15 protein-coding genes and 1 pseudogene are annotated in these 17,410 nt (G+C 70.6%); 10 read left to right on the top strand and 6 right to left on the bottom strand.

The window, feature by feature from the left end; translation table 11 throughout:
- Window positions 1-7: 7 nt before the first annotated feature.
- From J7E89_RS15955 to J7E89_RS15945, 3 genes are read right to left on the bottom strand one after another with little or no spacing between them, the layout of a single operon-like run.
- Window positions 8-841, bottom strand: coding sequence for a PhzF family phenazine biosynthesis protein (locus J7E89_RS15955; protein ID WP_214974088.1), 834 nt, complete (start codon window positions 839-841; stop codon window positions 8-10).
- A 17-nt stretch (window positions 842-858) separates the two neighbouring features.
- The gene (locus tag J7E89_RS15950) at window positions 859-1,194 is read right to left on the bottom strand and encodes a hypothetical protein (RefSeq protein WP_214974085.1); all 336 of its coding nucleotides are present in this window, start codon (window positions 1,192-1,194) and stop codon (window positions 859-861) included.
- A 1-nt stretch (window position 1,195) separates the two neighbouring features.
- Window positions 1,196-1,684: a PhzA/PhzB family protein gene (locus J7E89_RS15945; RefSeq protein ID WP_214974083.1), complete on the bottom strand. Its 489-nt coding sequence runs from the start codon at window positions 1,682-1,684 to the stop codon at window positions 1,196-1,198.
- 271 nt (window positions 1,685-1,955) lie between these two features.
- Between J7E89_RS15945 and J7E89_RS15940 the strand changes: the two genes are divergently transcribed.
- The 8 genes and pseudogenes from J7E89_RS15940 (at window position 1,956) to aroC (ending at window position 12,079) form a co-directional block, all read left to right on the top strand.
- On the top strand, window positions 1,956-3,128 hold the full coding sequence (locus J7E89_RS15940) for a 3-deoxy-7-phosphoheptulonate synthase (RefSeq protein ID WP_214974081.1): 1,173 nt from the start codon (window positions 1,956-1,958) through the stop codon (window positions 3,126-3,128).
- 59 nt (window positions 3,129-3,187) lie between these two features.
- Window positions 3,188-3,874: pseudogene (locus tag J7E89_RS15935) on the top strand (isochorismatase family protein).
- Window positions 3,871-5,763: an anthranilate synthase family protein gene (locus J7E89_RS15930; RefSeq protein WP_214974080.1), complete on the top strand. Its 1,893-nt coding sequence runs from the start codon at window positions 3,871-3,873 to the stop codon at window positions 5,761-5,763. The pseudogene J7E89_RS15935 and the gene J7E89_RS15930 overlap by 4 nt, the downstream one beginning before the upstream one ends.
- Window positions 5,742-6,251 carry a shikimate kinase gene (locus J7E89_RS15925; protein WP_214974079.1) on the top strand — a complete coding sequence of 170 codons (510 nt, stop codon included), beginning with the start codon at window positions 5,742-5,744 and terminating at the stop codon, window positions 6,249-6,251. Before J7E89_RS15930 ends, J7E89_RS15925 begins: the two co-directional genes overlap by 22 nt.
- On the top strand, window positions 6,248-8,428 hold the full coding sequence (gene tkt, locus J7E89_RS15920; protein ID WP_214974078.1) for a transketolase: 2,181 nt from the start codon (window positions 6,248-6,250) through the stop codon (window positions 8,426-8,428). Before J7E89_RS15925 ends, tkt begins: the two co-directional genes overlap by 4 nt.
- Window positions 8,425-9,672, top strand: a complete 1,248-nt coding sequence (aroA, locus tag J7E89_RS15915) for a 3-phosphoshikimate 1-carboxyvinyltransferase (RefSeq protein WP_214974077.1) — start codon at window positions 8,425-8,427, stop codon at window positions 9,670-9,672. Before tkt ends, aroA begins: the two co-directional genes overlap by 4 nt.
- Window positions 9,624-10,898, top strand: a complete 1,275-nt coding sequence (locus tag J7E89_RS15910; RefSeq protein ID WP_374196828.1) for an FAD-dependent oxidoreductase — start codon at window positions 9,624-9,626, stop codon at window positions 10,896-10,898. The genes aroA and J7E89_RS15910 overlap by 49 nt, the downstream gene beginning before the upstream one ends.
- Window positions 10,895-12,079, top strand: coding sequence for a chorismate synthase (gene aroC / locus J7E89_RS15905; RefSeq protein WP_214974074.1), 1,185 nt, complete (start codon window positions 10,895-10,897; stop codon window positions 12,077-12,079). Before J7E89_RS15910 ends, aroC begins: the two co-directional genes overlap by 4 nt.
- A gap of 265 nt (window positions 12,080-12,344) precedes the next feature.
- Here aroC and J7E89_RS15900 read toward each other — a convergent pair whose 3' ends face one another.
- The 3 genes from J7E89_RS15900 to J7E89_RS15890 all read right to left on the bottom strand — a co-directional run bounded on the left by J7E89_RS15900 (window position 12,345) and on the right by J7E89_RS15890 (window position 15,477).
- Complete coding sequence (locus J7E89_RS15900; protein ID WP_214974072.1) at window positions 12,345-12,767, bottom strand: PIN domain nuclease; 423 nt, start codon at window positions 12,765-12,767, stop codon at window positions 12,345-12,347.
- Window positions 12,764-12,979 carry a type II toxin-antitoxin system VapB family antitoxin gene (locus J7E89_RS15895; protein ID WP_100202944.1) on the bottom strand — a complete coding sequence of 72 codons (216 nt, stop codon included), beginning with the start codon at window positions 12,977-12,979 and terminating at the stop codon, window positions 12,764-12,766. The genes J7E89_RS15900 and J7E89_RS15895 overlap by 4 nt, the downstream gene beginning before the upstream one ends.
- A 71-nt stretch (window positions 12,980-13,050) precedes the next feature.
- Window positions 13,051-15,477, bottom strand: a complete 2,427-nt coding sequence (locus tag J7E89_RS15890) for a helicase-associated domain-containing protein (RefSeq protein ID WP_214974070.1) — start codon at window positions 15,475-15,477, stop codon at window positions 13,051-13,053.
- Between the two features lie 776 nt (window positions 15,478-16,253).
- Here J7E89_RS15890 and J7E89_RS15885 point away from each other — a divergent pair.
- Window positions 16,254-16,664, top strand: a complete 411-nt coding sequence (locus tag J7E89_RS15885; RefSeq protein ID WP_214974067.1) for a hypothetical protein — start codon at window positions 16,254-16,256, stop codon at window positions 16,662-16,664.
- An 11-nt stretch (window positions 16,665-16,675) separates the two neighbouring features.
- On the top strand, window positions 16,676-17,164 hold the full coding sequence (locus J7E89_RS15880; protein ID WP_214974065.1) for a hypothetical protein: 489 nt from the start codon (window positions 16,676-16,678) through the stop codon (window positions 17,162-17,164).
- Window positions 17,165-17,410: the final 246 nt, after the last annotated feature.

Genomic DNA, 17,410 nt, shown 5'->3' with positions numbered 1-17,410 from the left:
AGCCTCTCTAGACGTAGATGGTGCCGCGGGCGACGACCGCGCCGTGGCCGCCGACGTGCGCCGAACCGACGGTCTCGCCCTCGCCCTCGGCGATCGCGCGCATCAGCGAGGGGCGGCCCATCTCGACCCCCTGGAGAATCTCCAGGTCCTGCCCGTACTCGGCGAGGCCGTGCCGGGCCAGGTGGATCGCGAGGGGGCCCGCGGCCGAACCGGTCGCCGCGTCCTCGACCACGCCGTATGCCGGCGAGAACATCCGGGTACGCCAGTGCGTGCCCGACCCGGCGAAGCAGTTGGCGGCCATGTCCGGAAACGCGGACAGGGCCCGGTGATCCGGGTGCAGGGCGGAAAGCGCCTCGACACTCGGCAGGCCGACGAAGACATGGCGGGGGCCGTTGCGGTATTCCACGACCGGGGTGACGGGATCATCGACGCCGAGCGCGGCGAGCAGCGGCGCGCTGTGCTCGTACGGCTCCCAGGTGGGCAGGGGCTGTCGCATCCGTACGGCTGTGGCGCCTTCCTCGTCAGCCAGCTCGAAGGGTATGACGCCCATGGCGGTCTCAAGACGCAGCCGGTCGCGCTTCATGGTCAGCCCGAGTGCGACCGCCGTGCCCAGCATCGGATGGCCGGCGAACGGCAGTTCGTTGACGGGAGTGAAGATCCGGATGCGCGCGTCGCCGCCCTGCTCTGCCGGGAGCACGAAGGTGCACTCGGAGAGGTTCATCTCGCGGGCGATCTGCTGCATCCGCTCGCCCGTGAGGTCGGCGGTGTCGAAGAAGACGGCCACCGGATTGCCTTCCAGCGGCTTACGGGCGAAGGCGTCCACAACCATGTAGTCGTGCATGAGTTCTCCTGAAGACGTCACTGTGCGAGTGCCGGACCGAGGCGGTGCAGCAGCGGGAGGGAGTGAATGCCCTCGACGGTGGCCTCGATGTCGAACCGCGTCCGGTGCGTGGGCGGACAGCCGATCAGCTCGGCGGCGCGATTGGGCGGCAGCGGCCGGTCGGTGGGCCGGTCGGCCTCCCACAACATGACAGCGCCCCAGCGGTTGTTCTCCCGGTCGGCCATCCAGAACTTCAGGCGCAGCCCGGGCACGTCCGCCCAGGGGTCCACGGCGCCGTCGCGCAGATGCTCACGCAGCGATTCGATCGTCTGCGGTGATTCATCCAGATCCCACCAGGCGATGTCGGCCCTCATATCAGGTCGGAATTCCTTCGCGCTTCACCGAAGGTACGGCAATTCCCAGCGCGCGCAGCTGCTGATTGGGGTTCATGAACTCCCGCTCCTGCTTTATCTTCCCGTTCTCGAACTCGAAGGAATGGATGAAGTGGTTCTTGTAATAGCCCTCGGGATAGCCGGGGAAGAGGATCTTTCCTTCGCCGTCGCACTCCACCCAGAAACGGTTCGGGTCCTGCGTCTCGAAGATCTCGATGTTCGTCCAGACCCAGTCCGGGAAGCACTTCAGCGACCACACCGCGTGCTCGCCGAGCGTGTCCCGGCCGCGGATGACGATCGGCTCGCCGGTGTCGGTGGTCCACAGTCCGCCGCTGCCGTCCTCGGTGAACAGCAGATGGCGCTTGAGACGGTCCTCACCACGGGTGTTCATGTACTGCTCGACGATCGCCCGGTTGTCGCGCCGCAGCTGCGCATCGTCGGCGAACGCCTGGGGGCGCGCGGTCTCGGACATTACTGACCTCCACACATCGGGGGACTGACTGATCCGCGGCGCGTCTCGGGGGCCGCACTGCTGGACTCTCTTCGGGCCGCCCGCCTTTCGCAACGCCGTAAGCGGTACTCCGTCAAGTCGGGACAACAATCCCCCGCTATTTGACGGAGTCCGCAGGTGAGGCTTCTTGTCCCTTCAACGATCCGTAAGAGTCGGTGCGCAGCCGTCGTCTGTCCGTCCTCGGACGGGCCGGCCTCACTTCACGGCATCAATCCGCCCTGGGAGGTATCAGGTGAACAATGTCCACGAATTCCTCCGTTCGTTGCCCGCGGTTCAGCAGCCGGACTGGGAAGGTCACGAGGAGCTTCCGCGCGTAAGGGAAGAACTCGCGTCCGCGCCCGCGCTCGTCGACGCAGCCGGCACCGACGCGCTCGCCGCGCGTCTCGCCGAGGCCGCCGCCGGCCGGGTCCAGATCATCCAGTCCGGCGATTGCGCCGAGGACTGGGCCGAATGCGACCAGGGCGACGTCGCCCGCAAGGCCGGCCTGCTCGAGGTGCTGGCGGGGGTCATGAAGATGACCTCCCACAAGCCGGTCCTGCGGGTCGGCCGCATGGCAGGCCAGTACAGCAAGCCGAGATCCAGCCCCACCGAGACCGTCGGCGGCGTGGAACTCCCCGTCTACCGGGGCCACATGGTCAACGCCCCCGAGCCCGATCCCGAGCTGCGCAGGCCCGACCCCACCCGGATGCTGACGGGCTACCGCGCGTCCCGCGATGTCCTGGATCTCCTCGGCTGGGGCGGCGAGGGCCGGCGCTCCCGGCCGGAGACCCCGGTGTGGACCAGCCACGAGGCGCTGCTGCTGGACTACGAACTGCCGATGCTGCGCACCCTGCCGGACGGCCGGCTGCTGCTCACCTCCACCCACTGGCCGTGGATCGGCGAGCGCACCCGCCAGGTGGACGGCGCCCATGTCGCGCTGCTCGCCGCCGTCGCCAACCCGGTGGCCTGCAAGGTCGGCCCGAAGATGACGGAGCGACAGCTGCTGGCGCTGTGCGAGAAGCTCGATCCGGGGCGTACGCCCGGCCGTCTCACCCTGATCGCACGCATGGGCGCCGACACCGTGGGCGAGCGCCTTCCCTCGCTGGTCGAGGCGGTTCGCGCCGCCGGCCACCCGGTCATCTGGCTGACCGACCCGATGCACGGCAACACCGTCAGCGGCCCCGAAGGGCTCAAGACGCGGCTGGTGAAGGCCGTCGTACGGGAGGTCGTGGAGTTCCACCACGCGGTCAACGCGGGGGGAGGCGTTGCCGGCGGCATCCACCTGGAGACCACTCCCGACGAGGTCACCGAGTGCGTCACCGACCAGGACCGGATGCATCAGGTCGGCGACAAGTACACGAGCTTCTGCGACCCGCGGCTGAACCCGCGCCAGGCCATATCGGTCGCCTCGGCCTGGCTCGGCTGAGCGGCCGCATCCGTACCCGCACAGCCATCTCGTACGGCACCCAGCGAAAGGACAGCACCATGGGGGGAATTCCGCCCATCGACCCGTATCCGATGCCTTCCGAGGGCGACCTTCCGGCCAACACCGCGCGGTGGACGGCCGACCCGGACAGGGCGGTGCTCCTCGTCCACGACATGCAGCGCTACTTCCTGCGGCCGTTCCCGCAGGACCAGTCCCCCGGCAGCGAGCTGGTGCGCAACGCCGCGCTGCTGCGCGAGCGGTGCGCCGCACTCGGCATCCCGATCGCCTACACCGCGCAGCCCGGCGGCATGACCGACGAGGAACGCGGTCTGCTCAAGGACTTCTGGGGCCCGGGCATGAAGGTTTCGGCACAGGACCGCAAGGTGGTCGACGAGCTCGAACCCGGGCCCGCCGACTAGGTGTTCACCAAGTGGCGCTACAGCGCCTTCTTCAAGTCGGACCTGCTGGAACGGATGCGTTTCCACGGGCGTGACCAGCTGATCGTCTGCGGTGTGTACGCCCACGTGGGTGTCCTGATGTCGGCGGTCGAGGCCTTCACCAACGACATACAGCCGTTCCTGGTCGCGGACGCGGTCGCCGACTTCTCGGAGCAGTACCACCGCTTGGCGCTCGACTACGCGGCACAGCGCTGCGCGGTGGTGACCACCGCCAAGTCGCTGCTGAGCGACCTGACGCCGGCGAACCCGGCGAACCCGGCGAACCCGGCGAGCGGGGCCGGCCGATGACCGAGGACCTGCTGGGCCGGGTGCTCGCATCGCCGTCAGCGGCGTACGCCCTGCTGTACCGGCCCGAGACCGCCGGCCAGGACGTGCTCGAGGTCCTGCTCGGCGAGGTCTCCACGGTGGACGCGCTCGCTGACATTCCCGTTGCCGACGCGGCCGCCGAAGGCGCCGCCGCACGCCACGAAGTCCTCGCCGTGATCCCGTACCGCCAGATCTCCGAGCGGGGCTTCGTCAGCGCCGACGACGGCGAACCGCTGATCACCATGAGCGTCGCCGAGCAGTGCGCCCTGCCGCTCGCCGACGCCCTGCGGCGGCTGCCCGACGAGCCGATCACCCTGTCCGGCGGTCACTTCGACATGGACGACGACCGCTACGCCGCCATCGTGCGGGACGTCATCGAGCGCGAGATCGGCAACGGCGAAGGCGCGAACTTCGTCATCAAGCGCTCGTTCGTCGCGGACATCACCGACTACACACCCCGCAGCGCCCTGTCGTTCTTCCGCCGCCTGCTGGAGCGGGAGTCGGGCGCGTACTGGACCTTCCTGGTCCGCGCGGGCGGCCGCACCTTCGTCGGCGCCAGCCCCGAGCGCCACGTCAGCCTGCACGGCGGCACCGCTGTGATGAACCCGATCAGCGGCACCTACCGCTACCCGGCCGCCGGACCCGATCTGCCGGGCGTGATGGCCTTCCTCGCCGACCGCAAGGAGGCCGACGAGCTCTACATGGTCGTGGACGAAGAGCTCAAGATGATGGCCCGGATCTGCGAGAAGGGCGGGCGCGTCGTCGGCCCGTACCTCAAGGAGATGGCCCGTCTCGCCCACACCGAGTACTTCATCGAGGGCGAGACAACGCATGACGTACGGGACATCCTGCGCGAGACGATGTTCGCGCCCACCGTCACAGGCAGCCCGCTGGAGAGCGCCTGCAAGGTGATCAACCGGTACGAGCCGAACGGCCGCGGCTACTACAGCGGCGTCATGGCCCTCATCGGCCGGGACGAGAACGGCGGCCGCACCATGGACTCCGCCATCCTCATCCGGACCACCGACATCAGCGACGCCGGCCAGCTACGCATCGGCGTCGGCGCGACCCTCGTCCGTCACTCCGACCCGGCGAGCGAGGTCGCCGAGACCCGGGCGAAGGCGGCCGGGCTGCTGTCCGCGCTGGAGGCGGGGGGCACGAACCGGTTCGCCGCGCACGCCCAGGTCCGCGAGGCGCTGGAGCGGCGCAACGACAGCATCGCCGGCTTCTGGCTGCGGGAGACCGGTGAGCGGTCCGACACCGTCGCCGAACTCGCCGGGCGCAGCGTCCTGATCGTCGACGCCGAGGACACCTTCACCTCGATGATCGGCCACCAACTGGCCGCCATGGGGCTGAGGGTCACGGTTTGCCGCTTCGACGAGCGGTACGACTTCGACGACCACGACCTGGTCGTCATGGGCCCGGGACCCGGTGACCCCCGCGACACCGGCCACGCCAAGATCGCGCATCTGCGCTCGGCGGTCTCCCAGCTCCTCGCCGAAGAGCGGCCCTTCCTCGCCGTGTGTCTGAGCCATCAGGTCCTGTCCACGCTGCTCGGCCTCGAAGTGGCCCGCCGGGACGTGCCCAACCAGGGCGTGGCGAAGGAGATCGACCTGTTCGGCGCGCGCGAGCGGGTCGGCTTCTACAACACGTTCGCCGCCCGCAGCCAGGAGGACAAGTTCGGTCACCCGGACCTGGGAGTCGTCGAGGTCAGCCGGGACGCGCGGACCGGCGAGGTGCACGCGCTGCGCGGCCGCGGTTTCGCGTCGATGCAGTTCCACGCCGAGTCGGTGCTCACCGAGGGCGGCGTACGGATCGTCGGCGATCTGCTGACCGGGGTGGTGCGCTCGTGCGAGCGGCAGCCGTCCTGATCGGCGTCCCGGGCTCCGGCAAGACCACCGTCGGCGCGTTGCTCGCGCAGCACCTGGGGGTGGCCTTCAGGGACACCGACCACGACATCGCGGCCGCCTGCGACATGCCCGTGCCCGACTTCGTACGGCACCACGGCGAGGCCCGGTTCAGAGAGCTGGAGCGGGAGGCGGTACGGGCCGCGCTCGACGAGCACGACGGGGTGCTCGCGCTGGGCGGCGGCGCCGTCCTCGACCCGGCGACCCAGCGTCGCCTCGCCGGCCACCGAGTCGTCCACCTCCAAGTGGCGCTCCACACGGCGCTGGCAAGGATCCCAAGCGCCGAGGGCAGGCCCCTGCTGGCCGGGGACGTGGAGAGCCGGCTCAGGGAGGTCTTCCGGGTGCGCGGTCCGGTGTACCGGCGGCTCGCCCGGCTGCATGTCGACGCCGACACCGACTCGGCGGACGACACCGCGCAGCGGCTCGTACAAGCGCTGAAGGCGCCTGCATGAGCGGGCCGCACGACCCTCCCACCCTCGCATCTCTCGTACGAAGGAGCCCTGACCGTCCGGTGGACAGCCAGCCGAGCCCCAGCACCACCGCCTTCGAGTGGACCGATCTCGACCGGCGCTCCGTGGACGTCGCACGCGCCCTCGCGGTCGACGCGGTGGAGCGCGCGGGCCACGGCCACCCCGGCACCGCCATGAGCCTGGCCCCCGCGGCGTACCTGCTCTTCCAGCGCCTCCTGCGGCACGATCCCGCGGACCCCCGCTGGGCAGGGCGTGACCGCTTCGTGCTGTCCTGCGGTCACGCCGGCCTGACCCTCTACACCCAGCTCTACCTCTCGGGCTACGGTCTGGAGCTCGACGACCTCAAGGCGCTGCGCACCGGGGGCAGTCTCACACCGGCCCACCCCGAGTACGGGCACACCCCGGGCGTCGAGACCACCACCGGACCGCTCGGCCAAGGGCTCGGCAACGCCGTCGGCATGGCGATGGCCGCCCGCCGCGAGCGCGGGCTGTTCGACCCGGATGCCGCGCCGGGCACGTCCGTCTTCGACCACACCGTCTGGGTGTTCGCGTCCGACGGCGACCTGGAGGAGGGCATCAGCCACGAGGTCAGCTCCCTCGCGGGCCACCAGCGTCTGGGCAACCTCGTCGTGCTGTACGACGACAACCGGATCTCGATCGAGGACGACACGTCCATCGCCGTCTCCGAGGACGTCCTCGCACGGTACGCGGCGTACGGCTGGCACGTGCAGCGCGTTGACTGGACCCGGAGCGGCGCGTACGAGGAGGACGTGCCGGCGCTGCACGCCGCGCTGAGCGCCGCCCGTGCGGAGACGGGCCGTCCGTCGATCGTGGCGCTGCGCACCATCATCGGCTGGCCGGCCCCCACCCAGCAGAACACCGGAAAGATCCACGGCTCCGCGCTGGGCGCGCGAGAGGCGGCGGCCGCCAAGGCGGCGATGGGGCTCGACCTGGACGCCTCCTTCCAGGTACCCGCCGAGGTGCTCGCGCACGCGCGACTGGTCGCCGAGCGCGGCCGGGCGGCGCACGAGGAGTGGGACAAGCGGTACCAGGACTGGCGCGGCGAACTGCCCGAGCAGGCCGCGCTCTTCGACCGGATCGACGCACGCCGACTGCCCGAGGGGTGGACGGCCGCGGTGCCCGGCTTCCCTGCGGGCGGCGAGATGGCGACCCGCAAGGCGTCAGGCGAGGTGCTGTCCGCGCTGGCCGGCGTACTGCCCGAACTGTGGGGCGGCTCGGCCGACCTCGCGGAGTCCAACAACACGACGATGAAGGGCGAACCGTCCTTCGTGCCCGAGGAGTTCGCCACCGGCGCGTTCCCCGGCCACCGCTACGGCCGCACACTCCACTTCGGCATTCGCGAGCACGGCATGGGCGCGGTGCTCAACGGCATCGCGCTGCACGGCGGCACCCGCCCCTACGGCGGCACCTTCCTCGTCTTCTCCGACTACATGCGGCCCGCCGTGCGGCTGGCCGCGATGATGAAGCTGCCCGTCACCTTCGTCTGGACGCACGACTCGATCGGCCTCGGCGAGGACGGGCCGACCCACCAGCCCATCGAGCACCTGTGGTCGCTGCGCGCCATCCCCGGCCTCGATGTGGTCCGTCCCGCCGACGCCAACGAGACCGCCCGCGCCTGGCAGGCGATCCTGGCCCGGGGCGACCGGCCCGCCGGGCTCTGTCTGACCCGGCAGAACGTCCCCGTGCTCCCCGACCCGGGCCCCGACCCGGGCCCCGACGCCGTCACCCGCGGCGGCTACGTGCTCGCGGAGGCGTCGGGCGGCGAGCCGCAAGCGATCGTGCTGGCCACCGGCAGCGAGGTCCACATCGCGCTGGAGGCCCGCCGCATCCTGGAGCAGGACGGGACGCCGACCCGCGTCGTTTCGCTGCCCTGCCTGGAGTGGTTCGCCGAGCAGAGCCAGGAGTACCGCGACGCCGTGCTGCCACCGAGGGTGCGCGCCAGGGTCTCGGTGGAGGCGGGCTCCACAGTGGGCTGGCACGCGCTGACCGGCGATGCCGGAGAGGCCGTCGGCCTGGACCGGTTCGGCGCGTCCGCGCCCTTTTGCACGCTGTACGAGCAGTACGGCCTGACCGGACAGCGGGTGGCGGCGGCGGTACGGGCGAGTGTGGCCGCGGCAGAGCGGGGGTACGCCCGATGAGCGCCCCGCTCACGGCCCGGATCCCGGGCTCCAAGAGCATCACGAACCGGGCCCTGCTGCTGGCCGCGGCGGCGCCGGGCACCAGCAGGCTCCGGGCCCCGCTGGTCAGCGACGACACGGTGGCTTTCCGGGACGCGCTGAAGGCTCTGGGCGTACGGGTGACGCAGTCCGCCTCCTCATGGGACATCACCGGAGCCGGCCGCGGCCCGACGGCCGGAGCGCGCGTCTGGTGCGCCGACGCCGGGACGGCGGCCCGTTTCCTGCCCCCCTTCGTAGCGACGGGCCGGGGCACGTACGTCTTCGACGGCTCGGCGCAACTGCGGGCCCGCCCACTGCGCCCGCTGGCCGACGCGCTGACGGACCTCGGGGCGAAGGTGAGCGCCGAAGGGGTCGGCGGGCTGCCGCTGCGGGTGGACGCCGACGGCCTGCGCGGCGGTGAACTGGTTGTGGACGGCGGCCTGAGCAGCCAGTTCCTCAGCGGCCTGCTGATGACGGCGCCCCTGCTGGCCGAACCGCTGACCGTGACCGTACGAGACCTGGTCAGCCGGCCGTACATCGACATGACCATCGCGCTGATGCGCCGCTTCGGGGCGCGCGCCGACGAACAGGCGCCCGGCGTCATCACGATCGCGGTTGGCGGCTACACGGCCACCGACCTTGCGATCGAGCCGGACGCCTCCACGGCCTCGTACTTCTTCGCGGCAGCGGCCGTCACCGGACGCACGGTCACCGTGCCGGGGCTCGGCCGCGACAGCCTCCAGGGAGACCTCGGCTTCGTCGAGACGCTCCGCAGGGCGGGCGCGCGGGTGGAGATCGGCGCGGACTTCACGACGGTCACCGGAACGGGCCTCCTTCGCGGCGGCTTCGACGTCGACATGGGCACGATCTCGGACACGTTCATGACGCTGGCCGCGATCGCGCCGCTCGCCGACGCGCCGATCACTATCCGGGGTATCGGGCACGCACGGCTGAAGGAGTCGGACCGTATCGCCGCTGTCGCAGGAAACCTGGCCGCGTGCGGGGTGGCGACCCGGACGGGCCGGGACTGGATGACGGTGCACCCTGGGCCGGTCCGGCCGGCGCGGATCGCCTGCCACCGGGACCACCGGATCGCGATGGCGTTCTCGGTGCTGGGGCTGCGGGCCCCGGGCCTCGACCTCGACGATCCGGCGTGCGTGGGCAAGACATTCCCCGGATTCCACACCGAGTTGACCCGGCTCTTCCCCAAGGAGGTCCTCACGTGAGCGCCGGCCGGATTCTGGTCGTCGGCGCGGGCATCGGCGGCCTGGCGACGGCGCTGAGTGTCGCCGCCAGGGGGCATCGGGTGACCGTGCTGGAGCGCCGGGACGAAATCGCAGAACCCGGCGCGGGCACGCAATTGTCACCCAACGCCTTCCACGCGCTCGAACAGATCGGAGTGGACCGCGCGGTGCGCGAACGGTCCGTCTTCGTCGACGAGCTGCGTCTCATGAACGCCACGACAGGTGAGCGGATCGCCGGGATGCCCCTGACCGGCCGCTACCGGGAGCGTTTCGGGAACGGGTACGCGGTCCTGCACCGCGGCGAGCTGCACTCCGTACTGCTTGACGCCTGCCGCGCGGCCGACGGGATCAAGCTGGTTCCCGGCCAGTCGGTCACCTGGTACGACCAGACTCCGGATCGTGTCACCGCGGTCACCGACACGGGGCGGCGCTTCACGGGCTCCGCACTGATCGCCGCCGACGGCATCCGGTCAGCCGTACGACGCCAACTCGTCGGCGACGGCGGCCCCCAGGCGTCCGGCCACACCATCTACCACTCGGTCGTCCCCCTCGCGGACATCGCGGAGGATCGCCTTCCGCCCGATCTGTCGCCCGGCAGCGTTACGGCCTGGGTGGGCGCCGACCGGCACATGGTCCACTTCATCCACCGGGCGGCCGACGGCACCCGGTATCTGAACCTGGGCGCCACCCGGGACCACGGCACGCAGGAGGCCCTGGTCGGACTGCCGCTGGAGAAGTCCCATGTCCTGGCCCAGTTCCCCGAGTCGGCCGACTCCGTACGAAGACTGCTGGAGCTGGGCCAGGAGTGGCGCACGTGGGTTCTCAACGACCGCGACCCCGTCGCGGGCTGGACCGACGGCCGGGTCGCGCTGCTCGGCAACGCCGCGCACCCGATGCTCCCGTACGCGGTCCAAGGCGTGTCCATGACCCTGGAGGACGCCGCCGCACTCGGTGAACTGCTCGACTGCGACGGGCGGGACGTGGCCCAGCGCCTCGAAAAATACAACGCCGTGCGGCGGGCCCGCACGGCCAGGACCCAGCTGGTGGCACGCGAGCTGGGCACGCGGCTCCTGCACCCGGCGGGCGAGGCGGCCGCGGCACGCGACACGATGCTGGCGGCGCTGACGGCGGAAGAGCTGCACGACAGAGTCGCCTGGCTGCACGGAAAACGCGACTTCACCAACTCCACCGAGGGAGCAGAAAATTGAGCAGGCTGCGCTGGCTGACGGCGGGGGAGTCGCACGGGCCCGCCCTGGTGGCGACGCTGGAGGGCCTGGTGGCCGGTGTGCCGGTCACCACGGCGATGGTGGCGGACCAGCTGGCCCGGCGGCGGCTGGGCCACGGGCGCGGCGCGCGGATGAAGTTCGAGCGGGACGAGGTCACGTTCCTGGGCGGCGTGCGGCACGGCCGCACGATGGGTTCGCCTGTCGCCATCATGGTCGGCAACACCGAGTGGCCGAAGTGGGAACAGGTCATGGCGGCCGACCCGGTGGACCCGGCCGAGCTCGCGAAGGTGGCCCGTAACGCGCCGCTGACCCGGCCCCGCCCCGGTCACGCCGACCTGGCGGGAATGCAGAAGTACGCCCTGGACGAGGCCCGTCCGGTCCTTGAGCGGGCGAGCGCCCGTGAGACGGCGGCCCGCGTGGCGCTGGGTGCGGTGGCGCGCTCGTACCTCAAGGAGACGACCGGCATCGAGATCGTCTCGCATGTCGTCGAGCTCGGCGCCGCCAAGGCCCCTTACGGCGTCCGCCCCACCCCCGCCGACGAGGCGAGGCTGGACGAGGACCCGGTGCGCTGCCTGGACGCGGACGCGTCGAAGGCGATGGTCGCGGAGATCGACCAGGCGCACAGGGACGGCGACACACTGGGCGGCGTGGTGGAGGTCCTGGCCTACGGTGTGCCGGTCGGCCTTGGCTCGCACGTCCACTGGGACCGCCGCCTCGATGCCCGGCTCGCGGCCGCACTCATGAGCATCCAGGCCATCAAGGGCGTCGAGGTCGGCGACGGCTTCGAGCTCGCCCGCGTGCCCGGCTCGCAGGCACACGACGAGATCGTGCCGACCGAGGAGGGCATCAGGCGTTCGTCCGGCCGCTCAGGCGGCACCGAGGGCGGCATGTCCACCGGTGAGATTCTGCGCGTACGGGCCGCGATGAAGCCGATCGCGACGGTGCCACGCGCCCTGGCGACGGTCGACGTCAGCACGGGAGAGGTGGCTCAGGCACACCACCAGCGCTCCGACGTGTGCGCGGTCCCGGCCGCCGGGATCGTCGCCGAGGCGATGACCGCCCTCGTCCTCGCGGACGCCGTCGCGGAGAAGTTCGCCGGCGACAGCGTGCCCGAGACCCGCCGCAACGTCCACTCCTACCTGGCCAACCTCCACATCCGCTGAACGCACCACAGTCCCCCCAGCCCCCACGCAACGCAGAAGGCCCCGGCCGGTTTCCCGGTCGGGGCCTTCGTCTGCCCTTGCGGGCGAGTGCGGAGGATACGAGATTCGAACTCGTGAGGGGTTGCCCCCAACACGCTTTCCAAATGTTCGTACGCCCGTCCGGCTGGGCCCGTACCCGTTCTGACCTGCGTCGGAGTGCTTTCGTGGCCTCGGTCCGAACGCCCCCGGACGGAGGCGAATGCAACTAGAACTGCAACCACAGGCCCTACTTGCCGCCCTCTGGGCCGTACCACTGGAGGGGCTGCCCGGTCACAGCGGCGATGCATTCGAAGTCATGGTCGCGGTGCAGGAGAGTGAGGCCCTGCAGCTCCGCTGTTGCAGCCACCACGAGATCCACCGCGCCTGCACTGCGGTGCTTGCCCTGCTTGGTGAGGGCCTCCTGAACCTGCCAGGCACGGTCGTAGGCGCGGTCATCGACAGGGACCCAGCCGAAGATCAGCCGGATGTCCTCGATGCCGCGCGCCCGGTCGGTGGCAGACCGGGCGCTGTAGAAGAATTCCAGCTCCGTGATGGGGCAGGTGGCGATGAGTCCGGCGGCTGCCGCCTGGTCCCAGCCGTACTGTTCCGCGTCTCCCCGCAGGAAGCGTGCGAGGGCGCTGGTGTCGATCAGGAACTGCGCCGCGTTCACCGCCGGTAGTTCCTCTTGTCCTCGAACAGCTCCAGGTCGAAGGCACCCTGATCGGCGGCGGCCCGGAGTCGGGTGAGGGCCAGCGCGCGGCGCCGGTTCTCCAGCACTTCGCGCAGCGCTGTGTTGACCGTTTCCTTCTTGGTGCTCGTCCCCAGGGCTTTCGCCACATCGGCGACCAATTCGTCGTCCAGGTCGATGACGGTCCGGCTCATGTGCACCTCCTGATATCAACTGTGGAGGCAAGTATATCTCACCCCGTGTATCGGTGGCGGGTGATCTCGTCCTACGAGGGCATGACGCTGTGGATGCGGGAGAGAGTGAAGACGCGCTCGTCTTCTCGCAGGTGGCACCAGGCTTCGAGGTAGGGCGGGTCGAGTTCGAGGCGGCTGAGGGTACGTACCGTGCGGTTGCCGGAGGTGGCGACGTATTCGACGGCGATGGGCGTTCCGGTGTCGACGGCATGGGCGAGCTGGCGGACATCGGTGTAGGACAGCCGCTTCGCGTACCCGGCGACGATCTCCTCGGTGTCGGTGCCAAAGGGGACCCCGCTGCCGAACGGGTCGGGGTCCGGGGAGGTCGATGGGGCAGTGAGCAGACGGGCGGCCAGGGCGTCCGGGTCGACGGTGGCCGGTGTCGTCGCGGTGTGGCGGATCGCGTTGCGGCGATCGGCGCTCGCGCCGGCCCTTCGCGGGGTCGGTACGGGGGCGGCGGCCCTCTGCGGTCGGGTCTTCTCGATGCGTACGGTTCCGTCGGCGGCTTCGGCGACGGGGGCGTAGCCCTCGGCGCGGAGCGCGGCGAGGGTCGCGTCGAGCGGGCTGCGGCTGACCAGCACCGTGGGGGCGAGCTGCCGCAGGCCGAGTTTGGCGAGCTTGCGGTGGGCGGCGAGCTCGGCGAGGAGCGCCGGCTCCTCACCGTGGATCACACAGGCGGCGGGGGCGATGCGCACGCGGCCGTGACCGCGGGCGGTGTCGGCGATGAGATAGGACAGGGGCTGGGGCAGCGGCCCGGCGGCGATGGCGGCCAGGTCGGCTGTGAGGCCGTCCGGCGAGTGCCCCGCATCGAGGGCCCGGCGGACGCTGCCGGTACTGAACCGCCACACCGAGGCCGTGCCGCTGGTCTCGCGGTCGGCGACGGAATCCAGCAGCACGGCGAGTGCCGCCGATGGCGTGCCGGTGGCGACAGCGGTGAGGTCGGCGCCGATCCGTGCTGTTCGGGTAGCGGCGGGCAGCAGCCGTCGGCACGCGGCGGCCGGTCCTGCCACGTCCCCTTCAAGCAGGGCGGTACCGAGGGGAGACAGTGCGCCGCGAGCGAGTACGCCGAGCAGCTCGGCCTCGCGGATCAGGGTGGCGAACAGAGTCCCGTCCTGGGGCGACGAGTCGGCGAGCGGCCGGTACCAGGCAACCAGCGGCCCCAGGGCCGAGGCGATGGCCACGCCGCGCCCCGCCGGAAGCTGTGCCGCCGCGTGGAGCAGCCCGTGCCGGGCCTGCAGACAGCCGCCACAGGGAGGTGCTCCCGCGAGGGCGGGGAGCGCCTTGTTGTCCTCGTCACGCGCCTGGGTGGGCGTGAGTGCCAGGTTGTGCCATGCCTGGAGCAGTACGGCGAGCCGTTCGGCGGGCTCCTGCTCCGCCCAGGCGTCGTATGCCCCGGTGGGTGCCACGCGGTCGCCGTCCCGACCCAGCAGTCCGGCGGCGTACGCGGTCTCCAGGGTGATGCGCACTACGGCGTCGTCGGCTTGGGCGGCCTTGCCGATCCGGGCCAGTTCACGTGCGCCGATCCCCCCGGACTTGAGCCTGGCCGGCGGAGACGCGGAACAGGCCGAGAGGACGGAGGCGGCCTGGGCGGCGAGCGCCGTGGCCGCGGCTGCGGCCTCCCGCTCCACCTCGGCGGAGCCCACGGACACCACCTGTGCGGAAGGCGGAACGGGATCGAACGGGGCGTGCCAGTTCGGCCCGCGCAGCGCCAGCGCGACTTCGACGGGCATGCGTGCGGGGCCGTACCGGTGACGGTCCACGATCAGGAGTCCCCGGTCGAGTGCCCATCGCGCGCCGGGTTCGAGGTCGGGGCCAGGTGACCCGAACATGATGAACTGCCGCTGCCCTGTGGCGGAGTCCGCTCGGCGGGCGAGCAGCTTCCGTGTGATCGAGGGCGCCCGTGCCACCACTTCGGCGACGGCTCCCGGGTCGCTGTGGTGTTCCACCAGGGCCGCCAGTCGCTGCTGCTTGGTGCCCGGCGGCTTGATGCCGAGGGCCGCCAGCATGGCGCGCAGCTCCTCGGAGGTCGCGCCTGTCAGCAGCTTCTCCAGGGGGTGGTCCAGCCCCAGGGGTGCGTCCCACGCCTGCCGCAGGGATGAGGCCATGCGGAGCGCCCCGGCGCCGTCCGGCCAGACCAATGCGTGATCGGCCAGCTCCTCCAGGATGGAATCCAGCGCGCGAGCGACTTCGCCGTCCGTCGCTCCCAGCAGCCTCGCCGGGGCATCGCGCGACGCCGTTCCTCCCAGTGCCGCGAGCGCCTCGGCCACCTGCAGGGACGGCAGCGTAAGCCGCGGCAGGGTAAGAGCCACCGACCCCGGCCGCTGGAGGCGGTCCGCCAACTCCCCCACCGTGCGCGGCTCCGGAGATGAGGCCGCATCCTGCCGCCTGGCCAGTAGGCACGCCAGGCGCGGAGCGTCGAGGCTGCCCAGCCAGGCCGCCAGCGTTGATCGGGACTTCATGGCGCACCTCGTCAGAGCAGGCGGGAACAGCACCGAAGCCGCTCCGGTGCTGAACTCAAGCATGCCGACTTCGCCGAGGTCGCGGGTGCGGAACAGGGGGGTTCCTCCCTGGAGGGCGGCATCTCGCATCCGGTGTCGCACGCAGATGTGCTGAAATGTTCCGATTGAGGCGATATAAACGCAACCCAAAATGCAACCACGGCATGCCGAAGCGCCGGACCGCTAGCAGCGGTCCGGCGCTTCGCTTCGCCTGGTCAGGCGACTGCGGAGGATACGAGATTCGAACTCGTGAGGGGTTGCCCCCAACACGCTTTCCAAATGTTCGTCTGGGGGTTCGGGGGTGTGCGGGAACGTTCTGACCTGCGGTGCAGCTGGGGTAAGTAGTGCTTCTGAACGGTGCCGCACGCCGGTGAATGCAACCAGAACTGCAACCACGGGATCAGCGTGTTCTGCTTGGTCATCGCCTCCATCCGACTCCGGCTGGCCCTTGCCCCCATGCCAAGGAACTGGCTGACGCTGTCCGACCCGACCAGCACGAGCACCCCCGCACACCGTCATGCCAGACCCCTGACCAGCCACTTCAAGATGACGCAGGTCCGGTGTTCCTGCGCCAGGTTGTCCGCGGCGATACGAAGGTACGGCCCTGGGTGGCGGAGTCGATGCCGGAGGTCGGACTGACCAAGACGGGGGCGGTGGGAGGAGCTGAAGTCTGAGAATCCCTGACAGCATGCGCATGGCTCCGTACGCTCGGTACTCGGTGAGAATCAGGGGGATACGTGGACGCTGAAGTTGCTCGTCTGGTGGACAGTGGCGTGACGACGTTGGGCGGGCTGCTGGCGACGGACGCGTACGAGCGCGTCGTGCGCCCGAGGCTTGCGGGACTGCTCGGGCGTGGGCGGCTATCTGGGCAGTTGCCCGGCATTGAGAGCTTCGACCGCCTCCGCAATGACCTCGCGGACGCGGTCGTGAATGGGGACGCGAGGGCGCAGCGCGCGCTCGCACGTGAGTTGGGGGGCTACGTGCGGAGCATGATCGATGCCGATCCTGTGGCTGTCGCGGAGCTGCTCGCTTCCGTGCGCGAAGAGCCAGAGGCAGAGCCTGAAGGCGGCACGGCCACCGTCTCCCTGGTCAACAACACGATCACCGGACCCGTGCTGGGATCGGGCGTACAGTACAACTCGTTCTAGAGGTAGGCGTGTTGAACGATCGGCGTGAGTCCAACAGTGTGTGCGACAGCACCATCAACGGGCCTGTTCAGGTCGCGGGGCAACAGATCAACAACTTCATCGGGCAGGTGCCGCAGCCCTCAGCGCAAGACTTGCTCCGCAACCGACAGCGAATCACGCGGGCCACGTACTGGCAGATGAAGCGCGAACTCCTTCTCTGGGTCTGGAATGCATGCCTCGCCGTCGGAGTTGCCGGCACCATGGCAAGCGTCCTGGCCGTTCGCGGGGGTGGCCTCACAGGCGACTTGCTTCGGGAGAATCTGCTTCGGCTCGTCGTGGCGGCGGTGATCGGGTGGTCCGGAGATGCCTTGTTCTTCTGGGCCAGGCGCCGTTTGGAGTCGCAGGACAACCCCTTGCTCACCCGTGGCGGCCCGGTCCTCCTGTACGACGTCCTGCCGAGGGTCATGGTTGTGATCTGCGGAGGCATTCTGTTCGTCATGCTCCCTCGCATCTCTCCGTGATCTTTCGACGGGAGACAGGGACCTGCACCGCGGTACACCCCGGTGCACAGCTGTCGCTGAGCACCGTACGAGGGGGTGGGGTCTGCGTCGCCAACCGCTCAGCTCGAAGCCCTGGTCACGACCGCTGAGTGGAACCAGTCCACCGTCGCGGCGACCCCCTCCCGAAGCGGGACGGGCGTCACCTCCGGGAACAGCGCCCTCAAGCGGGTGCCCTGCCCGCATGCTCACACGATCAGATCGGGCTCT

The sequence above is a fragment of the Streptomyces sp. ISL-100 genome (assembly GCF_018614615.1).
GTDB lineage: Bacteria > Actinomycetota > Actinomycetes > Streptomycetales > Streptomycetaceae > Streptomyces.
Note: the sequence above shows the minus strand (reverse complement) of the source record. Positions and strands in the feature narration are given on the sequence as shown.

Excerpts from the sequence above, each read along its gene's own strand:
- J7E89_RS15955 (WP_214974088.1), bottom strand. The coding sequence starts at position 841 with ATGCACGACTACATGGTTGTGGACGCCTTCGCCCGTAAGCCGCTGGAA.
- J7E89_RS15950 (WP_214974085.1), bottom strand. The coding sequence starts at position 1,194 with ATGAGGGCCGACATCGCCTGGTGGGATCTGGATGAATCACCGCAGACG.
- J7E89_RS15945 (WP_214974083.1), bottom strand. The coding sequence starts at position 1,684 with ATGTCCGAGACCGCGCGCCCCCAGGCGTTCGCCGACGATGCGCAGCTG.
- J7E89_RS15930 (WP_214974080.1), top strand. The coding sequence starts at position 3,871 with ATGACCGAGGACCTGCTGGGCCGGGTGCTCGCATCGCCGTCAGCGGCG.
- tkt (WP_214974078.1), top strand. The coding sequence starts at position 6,248 with ATGAGCGGGCCGCACGACCCTCCCACCCTCGCATCTCTCGTACGAAGG.
- aroA (WP_214974077.1), top strand. The coding sequence starts at position 8,425 with ATGAGCGCCCCGCTCACGGCCCGGATCCCGGGCTCCAAGAGCATCACG.
- J7E89_RS15895 (WP_100202944.1), bottom strand. The coding sequence starts at position 12,979 with ATGAGCCGGACCGTCATCGACCTGGACGACGAATTGGTCGCCGATGTG.
- J7E89_RS15890 (WP_214974070.1), bottom strand. The coding sequence starts at position 15,477 with ATGAAGTCCCGATCAACGCTGGCGGCCTGGCTGGGCAGCCTCGACGCT.